At 38.7% G+C, this 12333-nt stretch carries 13 protein-coding genes; 10 read left to right on the forward strand and 3 right to left on the reverse strand.

Annotated features, from left to right (window positions below):
* Positions 1 to 17: 17 nt before the first annotated feature.
* Positions 18 to 398: a tetratricopeptide repeat protein gene (locus tag R5R67_RS16335; protein ID WP_001056509.1), complete on the reverse strand. Its 381-nt coding sequence runs from the start codon at positions 396 to 398 to the stop codon at positions 18 to 20.
* Positions 399 to 740: 342 nt separating this feature from the next.
* Entirely contained in the window at positions 741 to 1433 is a 693-nt protein-coding gene (locus R5R67_RS16340) for a hypothetical protein (RefSeq protein WP_000278590.1), read from the reverse strand.
* A 148-nt stretch (positions 1434 to 1581) separates the two neighbouring features.
* Here R5R67_RS16340 and R5R67_RS16345 point away from each other — a divergent pair, with 148 nt between their 5' ends.
* The 9 genes from R5R67_RS16345 (at position 1582) to R5R67_RS16385 (ending at position 10664) form a co-directional block, all read left to right on the forward strand.
* On the forward strand, positions 1582 to 1980 hold the full coding sequence (locus tag R5R67_RS16345) for a cation efflux protein, CzcI-like (RefSeq protein WP_001138085.1): 399 nt from the start codon (positions 1582 to 1584) through the stop codon (positions 1978 to 1980).
* Positions 1981 to 2035: 55 nt separating this feature from the next.
* Positions 2036 to 2230: a hypothetical protein gene (locus R5R67_RS16350; RefSeq protein ID WP_000935947.1), complete on the forward strand. Its 195-nt coding sequence runs from the start codon at positions 2036 to 2038 to the stop codon at positions 2228 to 2230.
* Positions 2221 to 2838 carry a methyltransferase family protein gene (locus tag R5R67_RS16355; RefSeq protein ID WP_000425720.1) on the forward strand — a complete coding sequence of 206 codons (618 nt, stop codon included), beginning with the start codon at positions 2221 to 2223 and terminating at the stop codon, positions 2836 to 2838. The genes R5R67_RS16350 and R5R67_RS16355 overlap by 10 nt, the downstream gene beginning before the upstream one ends.
* Before the next feature lie 144 nt (positions 2839 to 2982).
* A complete protein-coding gene (locus R5R67_RS16360; RefSeq protein WP_000023573.1) occupies positions 2983 to 3156 on the forward strand; it encodes a hypothetical protein in 174 nt (57 codons plus the stop codon).
* A 197-nt stretch (positions 3157 to 3353) separates the two neighbouring features.
* On the forward strand, positions 3354 to 3746 hold the full coding sequence (locus R5R67_RS16365) for a cation efflux protein, CzcI-like (protein ID WP_002040429.1): 393 nt from the start codon (positions 3354 to 3356) through the stop codon (positions 3744 to 3746).
* A 57-nt stretch (positions 3747 to 3803) separates the two neighbouring features.
* Positions 3804 to 5213, forward strand: a complete 1410-nt coding sequence (locus tag R5R67_RS16370) for a TolC family protein (protein ID WP_000021709.1) — start codon at positions 3804 to 3806, stop codon at positions 5211 to 5213.
* Complete coding sequence (locus R5R67_RS16375; protein WP_000111949.1) at positions 5213 to 6421, forward strand: efflux RND transporter periplasmic adaptor subunit; 1209 nt, start codon at positions 5213 to 5215, stop codon at positions 6419 to 6421. The genes R5R67_RS16370 and R5R67_RS16375 overlap by 1 nt, the downstream gene beginning before the upstream one ends.
* Positions 6411 to 9569, forward strand: a complete 3159-nt coding sequence (locus tag R5R67_RS16380; RefSeq protein ID WP_000353979.1) for an efflux RND transporter permease subunit — start codon at positions 6411 to 6413, stop codon at positions 9567 to 9569. The genes R5R67_RS16375 and R5R67_RS16380 overlap by 11 nt, the downstream gene beginning before the upstream one ends.
* A 138-nt stretch (positions 9570 to 9707) precedes the next feature.
* On the forward strand, positions 9708 to 10664 hold the full coding sequence (locus R5R67_RS16385; RefSeq protein ID WP_000508762.1) for a cation diffusion facilitator family transporter: 957 nt from the start codon (positions 9708 to 9710) through the stop codon (positions 10662 to 10664).
* Positions 10665 to 10682: 18 nt separating this feature from the next.
* Here R5R67_RS16385 and R5R67_RS16390 read toward each other — a convergent pair whose 3' ends face one another.
* On the reverse strand, positions 10683 to 11021 hold the full coding sequence (locus tag R5R67_RS16390; protein WP_001200011.1) for a hypothetical protein: 339 nt from the start codon (positions 11019 to 11021) through the stop codon (positions 10683 to 10685).
* A 273-nt stretch (positions 11022 to 11294) separates the two neighbouring features.
* On the opposite strand from R5R67_RS16390, the gene R5R67_RS16395 reads away from it, so the two are divergent.
* Positions 11295 to 12242 (forward strand): hypothetical protein, encoded by a 948-nt coding sequence (locus R5R67_RS16395; RefSeq protein WP_000529525.1) that lies wholly within the window; start codon positions 11295 to 11297, stop codon positions 12240 to 12242.
* Positions 12243 to 12333 lie beyond the last annotated feature (91 nt).

A 12333-nucleotide genomic window follows, 5' to 3' on the forward strand; every position in this document is an offset into this window, starting at 1 on the left:
TAAGGGCTGGTTTTTTGTTAGAAGGCAAGTTTACTAAAAGCTTCTTGTAAGCAACGTTCAGCATCAGGATGTCCCTGACTTGCTGCTTTGTTTAACCACTTTTCAGCTTCAGTGTAGTTTTTATCTAAACCAAATTGACCATTTAAATAGCCAATACCAAGTTTAAAGGAAGCGTCAGCATTACCTCTTAAAGCTGCACGGAGGTAGCACCACATCGCATTGCGGTCATTTGGGGTAATATCTAACCAATTCTGCATACGTTCATGATCTTGTATGGCTAACTCTTCAAATCGTAAGCCTTGTTCAATTTCATCCTCAGCTTGTGAATGCATATCGGCTGGTAAGTTTTCAAAGGCAAACAAGTGATTAAGCCCATGCTTGATTGTTTTCATATTCATGACAGTCTCCCCTTGTTCCTCAATTTGATTGAATTGACTCACACTTTTAAGCTAGTCCCTTATATGAAAATCTTATGTTATTTTTTGTAAATCTGATATAGCGCATTTGGATGAAAAATGATGAAGTTTTAGCTTACATAAAAGTTACACGTGTTTTTACGCTTAGCGAAATTTCTATAAAAGTATTGGTATACAAACGTGAAAATAGAATTTAAAAAGTTTAAGAACAAATGATTATTCAAAATAAAAAAATTGAGAAAATTTATAAATATCAAACAAAAGAAATTTTCTTAAACAAAACCAGCCTAAGGGCTGGTTTTGTTTTTAGATTAGTAAGGGTGCTTATTTAGTAAAGTCACCTCGTAAATCTGACAAGATGAGAGAAGGGGCTACCGTCACTATATCAAATGCCATTGCTAAAGGATAAAGCGCCATACGCGTTACACGTTTAAACGGATGTTTCTTGGTTATTTCATCTTTTTGTTGTAAGGCGATTGGATATGGAGTTGGAATCGTTTGTTGAACTTTTAAAGTAGGACTGGTTTGATAAATTTGGCCTTTAAAACGAATAATAGCATAGGGATATAAAAGCTGTGTTTGGTTCTCCATAACCATAAAATGATTTTTAAACCCTAAATTTTTTAAATTTTCTTTCTGTTGATCAGAAAGTTTTGAAGCGGGAATATTGTATTGAAACTTGAGTTCACCATGAAAATGCGTAGGGTCATCCATTTCAAGTAGCAGAGGAGATGGAATAATTAAAGTTCTTTGATTTACAGGAATATTTTTAATGATATTTAAAAATTCCGAACTTCCTTCCGTCATTAAATAATTAAAGTCTTGTCCTATAAATACGACGCCTTGTTCTTGCTGGTTTTTAATGGCTTGCCCCAGTGCAATAATTTGATCTGTCTTTAAAATAGTTGTTTGGACCTCAGTCGTCTCATTCGGAAGGGCAGTCGATAAAATAGAAGTTGCACATCCACTTAAGCCAAGACAAGTTACTAGTAGGCTAGTGGTCAATGTTTTATACATGAACATTACTCTTAAAAATTATTTTTAAAAAACTTAGGAAACATCTGGGTTAAGAATGGAACCCATAAAACAACGTTTTGTAATTTTATTACATGTAGCTCGCCTGCTATAGTTGCTTCGTGCAATTTCTAACAGCCATGGTGTACTGTTGCCACGTTCTGCAATTTTCATGTCCGTCTTATTCTGTTTGCTTATATTCCAGAGTTTATGGAATATAGCAGCGGCTTTTTGCGCGCATGAAAATCAAGAAAAAGCACTACATCATTTTGGTCATCATGCAGCTTTAAATGTATATCAAACGTCTTCTCATACCCATGTTGAACATACTGAGACTTTAGATGCTGCTCATAAAGCACCTTTAAACTTACAAGACCATCATGATCATTTACCGACATGTTTTCATGTCGTCATGACAGAAGTTGCAAAACAAGCTCAAACCCCTGTTTTGCATGTGCATGAACTTTCACAAATTTATCATTGGTCCAATTCTTACCAGTCTCCACATCTTAGTGCCTTAAAACCGCCTCCTGTTTTAACCCCGCTATAGGTGGGGTAGCCAAAAAAAGCCCACCAGAAATTTATTTATTTCAAAGGGTTATTTTATGCTTAATTATATGTGCAAACAAAGCGCAGCAATCTTCTATGTAGATTACTCGCTTAAACATTCACGTCTTTATGTTAATGACAAGGCGGGATATAAGGTTCTGTCAAATTTTTCCGGAACACAAAAATATCATTTTAATGAATCGGTTATCTTATCTCTGATGATTCACAGTGATGGAGGTTTATGGAAATGAATATTTTATTTACCCCCCGTGTTAGAACTGTGAGCTCCCGAGTGATTGGGCTGATTTTAGCTATTATTCTTGCTTTAAGTTTTAGTAAATGGCATTTCCAGGCGGCATTTATAGAACATATTTTATGGTTCTTTGGATGGTTTTTTGTGGGCATAGGAGTAATGGGAAGAATATGGTGCAGTCTTTACATTTCCGGATTTAAGAATGCTAAGTTGGTGACAGACGGTCCCTATTCTTTATGTAGAAATCCACTCTATCTGTTTAGTTATCTGGGTGGAGTCGGGATCATGTTGATTACAGAGACGTTTATCTTTCCAATAGTATTCACGCTTTATTTTCTCTGTTACTACCATTTTGTTATACGCCAAGAAGAAGCATTCCTGAGTGAAAAATATGGAACTGCATATTCAGATTATATAAAGACAATTCCACGCTTTTTACCAAGTTTCAAAAATTTTAAAGAGCCTGAGTTCTATCAGGTTTCACCGAAGCATTTCCGTATTTTTTTGACGCAGGTGGTGTGGTTTATCTGGGTTGCGGCCTTAGTCCAACTTTTTGATGAGTTGCGACTGCACGGTGTTCTCCCTTCATTGTTTAGTTGGTTCTAAAAATGAAATGAAAGTATATCCGCATGCTTCTTAGAGACTCAGAAGATTTGTCCTGAATTGATTAACTAAGGTATGCGAAAAATTAATTTTATTTCTGGGATAAGTCCTTAAATAAATTAGGAATATTTAGATCTGGTGATTATTATGTCTATTAAACTAAATACAAAATCGGCTTTGATGGTTTTACTTCTTTCAACAAGTTTGGCTCATGCTGATGGAGGGTTAATATTCCTCGAAAAGAATCTTAAGTCTCAGCAAGAAACAAAAGCTAAAGCTGAAGAAGGTAAGAAGCCTCATTTAACTTGTAAGCATAAATAATTTTTTTTGTAGGAAACTAATTACTTAATAATTAGTTTCCTATGAGTAAAGATAAAGATTCTTAATGATTTATTCTTATCTTTACTCAGGCGAGATTAGAATCGCTTCTATACTGCTACTTATTAGATGTAATTTTATTACATGCCCACGGCCTGCTATAGTGGCTTTGCTCAACTTCTTAGTTTAATGGTGTGCTGTTGCCACGTTCTGCACTTTTCATGTCCGTCTTATTCTGTTTGCTTATATTCCAAAGTTTATGGAATGTGGCAGCGGCATTTTGCGCCCATGAAAATCAGGAAAAGGCATTACATCATTTTGGTCATCATGCAGCGTTGAGTTATGAAGCTTCACAGTATAGCCATACGGAAAAGACAGATATCGCGGGGACTCATAAAGCTCCGTTAAACTTGTCCGATCATCATGACCATTTACCTTCATGTTTTCATGTTGTGATTGTAGAAGCACAAGAAAAAATTGTTTCACCGTTAATACAGTCATCTGAGCCAAAACAACAATATTATTGGTCTAATTCTTATAAGTCCCCTCATATCTCTAAACAAGACCCGCCTCCTGTTTTAACCCTGCTATAGGTGGGGTAGCCGAAAAATAACCCACCAGAAATATTATTTATTTCATAGGGTTATTTTATGTCTATTTTTTTATACAAAAAAAGTTTCGTTAGTCTGAGTACGTCTTGGGTACTTAAATCATTAGTTGTTGCTGTTGCACTTTCAACTGGTGTCGTAACAAACGCAGCCAGTTCAAATCAGAACCTTGCTGAGAATACACAACTACAGCGTGTACAGAATGTTTTAACTTTTGAACAGGTGCTCGATCAGGTTAAGCAGTTTCAGACTCAAACAGGAATTTGGCAAACTCAACAAGATATCGCCGAGAGCAATATCAAACAGAGCCAGCTATGGGAAAATCCGACGGTTTCTGTACAGCAAACGGGTTTTAAATCTGGAAAAGATCAGGAATTAGAACTTGGGATCTCGCAAAAACTAGATATTTTTGGTGTACGTTCCGCAGCAAAAAAACTAGCAAGTGTTCAGCAAAATCAAGTTGAGTTAAATCAGGTTTTATATGAGGCTCAACTGAAGCTGGCGGTAAAATATTTATGGTCACAAGTATCTATTTTAGAGCTTGAACATGAAGTTGCTAAAGCCCAGTTAAGAACGAGTAAGAACCTTTTAGATGCTACCCGCTTACGCTTTCAGGCAGGCAGTATTGCTCAGGTTGATTTAGATCGAACTCTCATGACGCATGTTGAAAATCAGCGTTTATATCAGGAAGTTGAATTATCACTGAGTAGTGCTAAAAGAAAATTGGCTAACTTATGGGGTGAGACAGAAGATAACTTCACGTTACGTCCAGATATAAAAAGTACGTGGCCTTTAAAAAATGAAAGTGATATCGACCAATATTTGAAACAGAATTTGTTAGAACAGTCCCTACGGCTTCAAGCAATACAACAAAATTCTGAAATTAATTATTTAAAGGCAAAAAATCGGCCTACGCCTACTGTAAATATGGGCGTGGTTCGTAGTAAAACCGCAGAAACGAGCAGTACCGAAAATCAGATCCGAGTAGGTATAGCGGTTCCTTTAAACATTTTTAATCGCCAGCAATATGCCCTAAAAGTTGCTCAAAGCAAACTCGATTTAATTGACCAGCAGCAAAGCTTTTATAAAAAGCAAAGCGAGAATTCTATTCGTACTCTACAGTACGAGTTAGCGGGTTTAAAGCAGCAATATAATTTAATGAATGAGCAGCAAATCCCTTTATCAGAGACGGTACAAGAGAAAATGCTGCTTGGCTTTAAAGTCGGTAAATTTGCAATTACCGATGTTCAGCAATCTACCCTTCAATTACAAGAACAACGCTTGAAAAAAGTTCAACTTCTTAAATCTGCTTGGCAAAAAGCAATTGAGGCAGAAAGTTTAGCCCTCGGGATCGATCCAAATATGGTGATGTCTGGAGATGCATTAAATCAAATTAATCAAAATTTATGGCAAGACACCTATCAGTTGCCGACAGTTGGAGGGGCAGAGTAATGTCAGTTAAAAAAATGAAAAACCAATGGCTTATTGCTATTTTGCTGCTGATTGTCTGCCTTGCTTTAAGTGCTTGGTTATTTTTCTCTGGAAAAAAACAGCCTAATACTGAGAAAAGTGAAGAAGCGCATGCAGAGGGTGAAGCTGGTCATGAAGAATCTGAAAAAGAGGAAGGCAGTTTAAACTTAACTTCTAAGCAACTGGTTGAATATGGAGTGAAGTTAGAGCAAGTAGGACGTGGAGAAGTTGAGCAGAATCTCTCGTATCCTGCCAAACTTGTTGTAAATACAGACCAGCAAGCACATGTCTCTTCAACTTTTTCTGCGCGTGTAGATAGTGTAAATGTTGCGTTGGGACAACAAGTTGAAAAGGGTCAGGCGCTTGCGACTTTATTTGTACCTGATTTAGTCGATCAACAAGCTAACTTAAGCATGGCACAAGAAGCACTGACATTAGCCCAGCAAGATTATCAACGTGAAAAACAATTGTGGGAACAAGGGGTTTCAGCACGTCAAGATTACCAGCGCGCTTACAATGCTTATCGTCAGGCGCAGATTCAAGTGCAGGCTGCAAATAGCCGTTTATCTGCATTGGGAGCAAATCGCTCAAGTAAAGGTCGATATGTTTTAACTGCACCTTTAAGTGGTGTAATCAGTAGTAAAGATATTGTCATTGGTGAGCAAATTGGTCCTGAAAAACAGTTATTTGTTATTGATCGCCTAGATCAGTTATGGATTGAATTTGTGCTACCAAGTGCAAATACTAATATTCAGCCTAATCAGGAAATTGAATTTAAATCACTGCAAACGAATAATATTTTTAAAGCACAGGTACAAAGTTTAACTTCAGAAGCAGATACTCAAACTGGTCGTCTACAGGTTCGTGCCAAGGTACTCACACCTTCAAAAGAATTACGCCCTAACTTAATGGTCAATGTGTTACTGAAACAAAATAATGCAGCGACTGTATTACGAGTTAATAAGACAGCGATACAACAGATTGATGGAAAGAATGTCGTCTTTATTGCAAAACAGGAGAAGGACAAAATTCATTTTGCTCCTGTTGCGGTAGAGTTAGGCAATTATTCTTCAGATGCACAATGGGTAGAGGTTAAATCTGGAATTACTGAAAAGCAGCAATATGTGACTCAAGGTAGTTTCTTGCTCAAGTCCGAACTTGAAAAAGGGGAGGCAGAGCATGGACATTAATAAACCTGATTTGCCAAAGGCTGAAGGTTTGTTTGATCGAATTATTCAGTTTTCAATTAACAACGCCATTTGGGTCATGATGTTTGTTATTGCTTGGATTGGTGTCGGAATTTATAGCTATCAAAAACTTTCAATTGATGCTGTGCCTGATATCACCAATGTACAGGTACAAATCAATAGTCAGGCCAATGGTTTTACAGCACCAGAAGTTGAGCAAAGGATTACTTATCCGATTGAAAATGCCATGTCTGGTATTCCAAATCTGGAACAGACTCGTTCAATTTCCAGATATGGTCTTTCTCAGGTCACGATTATCTTTAAAGATGGTACTGACATTTACTGGGCAAGACAGCTGATTAACCAACGTTTACAAGAAGCTAAGAGTGCTTTACCAGATAGCATTGATCCGCAAATGTCTCCAATTTCGACTGGACTCGGTGAGATTTATCAATGGGTGGTAAAAGCAGAGCCAAATGCTAAAAAAGCAGATGGCTCAGCTTATAGCGCGATGGACCTGCGTGAAATTCAAGACTGGATTATTCGGCCCCAGTTACAACGTGTACAAGGGGTAGCCGAGGTTAATAGCATTGGTGGATATAATAAAACCTATGTGGTCTCTCCAGATCTGACACGGTTACAGCAGTTGCAGATTCCACTTACCGAATTACAGGATGCGCTTCAAAATAATAATGAAAACCGTGGTGCCGGATTTATTGAAGAGAACGGCCAGCAACTCACCGTTCGTGTTCCCGGCATGCTGATGTCAATACAAGATATCCAGAATGTTACGGTCGCCACTAAAAACGGTTTACCTATACGGGTTGCCGATGTAGCGTCAGTATCGATTGGTCATGATTTGCGTACAGGTGGTGCTACCTATAATGGACAGGAAACTGTTTTAGGTATCGCCATGATGATGATGGGTGAAAACAGTAAAACTATTGCTAAGGCGATTGACGATAAAGTTCAGGAAATTCAAAGATCACTCCCTCAGGGCGTGGTGATTGAAACAGTCTATGATCGTAGTAGCCTCGTAGATAAAGCGATTAAAACAGTAGCTAAAAATTTGATTGAAGGGGCGATTTTAGTCATCGTTATCCTTTTTATTTTTTTAGGAAACTTTCGCGCCGCTTTAATCACTGCTTGTATTATCCCATTGGCAATGCTTTTTACCTTAACAGGTATGGCGGAACAAAAAATCAGTGCCAACCTGATGAGTCTGGGCGCTTTGGACTTCGGGATCATTGTTGATGGGGCCGTTGTTATTGTTGAAAACTGTATTCGGCGTTTAGCTGAAGCGCAGCATTTAAAAGGTCGTTTATTAACACGTTCAGAGCGTTTCACAGAGGTTTTTCTCGCAGCTAAACAGGCACGACGCCCATTAATCTTTGGTCAGATCATCATTATGGTCGTGTACCTACCAATTTTTGCTTTAGCAGGCGTTGAAGCAAAGATGTTTCATCCTATGGCAATGACCGTTGTCCTAGCATTATTGGGAGCAATTATTTTATCTGTGACCTTTGTCCCGGCAGCAGTAGCTCTGTTTATTACGGGTGAAGTGAAGGAAAAAGAAAGCCGCTGGATGATGACGCTGAAAAAAGGTTATGCAGGCTTACTCGATAAAGCATATGCCTTTCGATATGTTGTTGTCACAGCAGCGGTCAGCATCTTAATTTTGACAAGTGCTATTGCAACAAGAGTGGGGAGTGAGTTCGCCCCTCAACTCAGTGAGGGTGATTTTGCATTACAACTCATGCGTGCACCGAGCACAGGCATAGAAGAGTCGCTTAAGATTCAAGAGAATGTAGAAAAGCAGTTACTGAAAGCTTTCCCTGAAATTAAAGCCATTTTTGCAAGAACAGGAACAGCCGAGGTTGCTACCGATGTCATGCCTCCAAATATTTCCGATGGTATTGTTCTATTAAAACCACATGATCAATGGCCAAACCCTAAAGAAACGATAGATGAATTGCGTACCAGAATGCTGCAATTCGTGAATCAGATTCCTGGTAATAACAGTGAATTCTCGCAACCGATTGAACTACGTTTTAATGAACTCATTTCAGGCGTCCGTAGTGATATCGGGGTGAAAGTTTTTGGGGATGATATGCAAGTCCTCAATCAGGAAGCGGAAAAAATAGCCCAACAGCTACGTAGTATTCCAGGTGCCAGTGAAGTCAAAGTCGAACAGACTGATGGTTTGCCATTACTTAATGTAGATGTTAATCATGCACTAGCTGCTCAATATGGATTATCAGTCAAGTCTATTCAGGATATTGTCGCTGCGAGTATTGGAGGACAGAGTGTAGGGCAAATTTTACAGGGCGATAGACGTTTCGATTTCGTGATTCGCTTACAGGAAAACATGCGTACGCCTCAGCAGCTAGCACAATTACCGATTCGCTTACCAAACGGCGGTCTGATCCAGTTACAAGACGTTGCCAAGGTTGAGAATATTCTGGGCCTTGCTCAAGTGAGCCGTGAAAATGGCAAACGCCGAGTGATTGTGACGGCAAATGTGCGTGATCGTGACCTTGGGTCTTTTGTACAAGAGATGCAAAGCAAACTGGCGCAGCAAAAGCTACCTAGCGGTTATTGGTTAGGCTATGGAGGGCAATTTGAGAATCTTGCTTCTGCCACTGCAAGAATGCAAATCGTTGTGCCGATGGCGCTCATCATGATCTTTGTATTGCTGATGGCGGTATTTAGTAACTTTAAAGACAGTTTACTTGTATTTAGCGGGGTTCCTTTCGCTTTGTCTGGCGGATTAGTGGCTTTGTGGCTGAGAGATATTCCGCTTTCTATGTCTGCTGGAGTCGGGTTTATCGCTTTATCAGGTGTTGCGGTATTGAATGGTTTGGTCATGCTCACATTCATTAAAGAGCTAAGAGCAACCCTAGATGTTCATGCTGCAACTTGGAAAGGTGCTGTACTGCGACTACGCCCTGTATTAATGACGGCATTTGTTGCTTCACTTGGTTTTATTCCAATGGCTTTGGCAACTGGAACTGGTGCAGAGGTACAACGACCTTTGGCAACGGTAGTAATTGGTGGCATTATTTCATCTACGATATTAACTTTGGTTTTATTACCGGTCATTTATCGATGGATGAATGAAGGCAAGACGAAAAGTGTTGAGCATTCATAATGTCATCGATTTGAGATATCTTTTTTGATTACAAAATTTAAGTCGAAAAAGTGTTTGTAAGAGTTAAAGGTAAAGGTAAAGGTGTCTTCATCGTTACTTTTAACTCACCATAAAGATAAATAAAAAGGAGTCCGCAAAATGGGTGGACATCATGGTCATGATCATAGTCATGCTGTAGTGACTGAGGGTAATGCTAAAAAATTAACGATTGCCTTGGCGCTTACCACGACATTCTTAATTGTTGAGGTGATTGCAGGTTTAATCACACAAAGTTTGGCATTGCTCTCTGACGCTGCACATATGTTTACAGATGCAGCTGCTTTAGCAATTGCTTTGGTTGCCATACAGATTTCTAAACGTCCTGCCGATAATAAACGTACTTTCGGTTATCAGCGCTTTGAAATTCTGGCCGCTTTATTTAATGCACTTATGCTTTTTGTGGTGGCAATTTATATTTTATATGAAGCCTATATCCGCTTTTCGCAGCCACCTGAAATTCAAAGTGTAGGTATGCTCATTGTGGCGACCATTGGTTTGGTAATAAACCTCATCTCAATGAAAATTCTTATGTCGAGTGCCAATAACAGCTTAAATGTGAAAGGTGCTTATCTAGAAGTATTGAGTGATGCACTAGGCTCAGTTGGCGTTATTATTGGTGCAATTATTATTTACTTCACTAATTGGTATTGGATTGACACGCTTATTGCGGTACTGATTGGATTTTGGGTATTGCCAAGAACATGGGTTTTACTTAAACAAAGTATTAATATTTTGCTCGAAGGTGTACCCGAAGAAGTCGATATTGAAAAGCTACGTGCAGATTTACTTTCATTAAATGGTGTGGAGAGTATTCACCAACTCAAAGTATGGGCAATTACGTCTAAAAATATCCATTTAACCGTGCACTTATTTGCGCCTGAAGCTGACCGTAATAAGCTCTATCAAGATGCAGTTGAAATGCTTTCTCATGAGCATGGTATTGGTGAAGTGACATTGCAAATTGAAGATGATGCTGAGATCAACTGTCAGCATATTGCTCAACATGCTTCACACGAGCATAACGATAATGACAAGACGCATTCACATCAGCATTAAGCTGATGTGAATATAGTTTTAAATTTCCCACTCATGATTGCAGTCACGACATTTCCAATGTTTTTGTGACTGCATAAATGCTTGCATAGACAATTTAAAATCAGGCAAATCGCGCCAGAACATAAAACCTGCGCCTACAGTAACCACAAATGCAACTACTGTTGCAATTTGAAGAGAGCTGCCTGCACCATTGCCAAAAATCCACATAAAAATACTAATAACAACCAAGAGTAAAAGTACAAAAATGGCAGGAACTAAAATCACTAAGCTTTTAGGCACAACAGGTTTAGCACTATTAACACCTTGGCTCACCGGCATAATTTTAACACTTTGACATTGAGGGCAACGATATTGCATGACAGCTCCACATTAAATTTGAATCTATTCTAACGGAAATGCAAAGAAAGAAAAAAATTTGTAGCTGATTAAAAAGTTGAGGTGAATATCCAATATAAAATACTTTTTTGAAACAAGGATATATAAAAAAACGATGATTTATGCGTACATATAAAAATTAAAATAATGCTGTAGAGCATGCTAATCTAGATAAAAACCAAGTGTGTCCAACACTGGAAATGAGCTGAAATGCTCATCAATAGGATGTGAAAGAAATATAAAAAGGAGAGGGACTTGGGTCAAGAAGATGACAATAAGTCGAAGCCTACAACGACATCAACAGTTTCAGGGAACCCTGACCCTATAAAACTGTCATTCTCACGCCGTTTGCTGCATAAAACATTACAGCATGCGCAAGACGCCGTCGGGTTTGCTAGTGATACTACACGTAATCTTGCTGAAGTTGCTGATGCAGCCTTAGATGCTTTAGATCAAGTGACATCTCATACAAAGCGTGGAGTGGTGGGCATGACCAACCTGGCAGCAGGGACTGTCAGAGATATGGTGTCTGAAACAAGTGAAACTGCAAGACAGGTTGCCTTAATCATGGCACGTACTTTTCTAGGTAAAAGTACCTTGAATTTGTATTTGCCTGAAATGCTATTAAACAGTCAAATTCGTAAACGCATAGATCGTTCTGAAATTGATGATATTAAAGTTCAATGTGGCAATGATCGGTTTCAGGTTGAAATCGATGGACACTATCACCGTTTCCTATATCGCCTAAGTTTAGATTTTCGAGTATTGGAATGCCGCATTGGACAAGAAAAGTTCTTGCGCTTACGCCAAATGGATGAAAGTCTGGATGTGCAAATACGTCATGGTGGAACATTATCGAATTGGGCTGTTCGCCGTATTGGTCGAGTAGGTTTTGAAGTGATTAATATGTTGCCTATTCCATCGCTGATTAATCATTTGATTCGTGATATTCCGGGTATTCAGCGTGATGGTCATCGCATGTGGTTCATTGACCTTGAGCAAGCGGGTTTTATTGATTTCATTAATAACCGTTCATGGATGGTAGAAAAACTTTTAAATTTAACCGACTTTAGTATTCTACCGGGACTCAATATTTTAAGAGAAAGTCGTGAGCTTGTGCAGCAACTGGTAGATCAGTTCGAAATAAAAGGACTACGTGTTCAATCAGGCCGTCTGGAAGTTCAAGTTGGAATCGCAAATTAAATAAGTATGATGGGAAGCTGGTTTATGATCAGCTTTTTTATTGTCTAGATAAGAAAAAAGCCACTGTCGTTATGCAGTGGCTTTTTAGAAT

Source organism: Acinetobacter sp. OYA S30 (genome assembly GCF_033599315.1).
Taxonomy (GTDB): domain Bacteria; phylum Pseudomonadota; class Gammaproteobacteria; order Pseudomonadales; family Moraxellaceae; genus Acinetobacter; species Acinetobacter baumannii.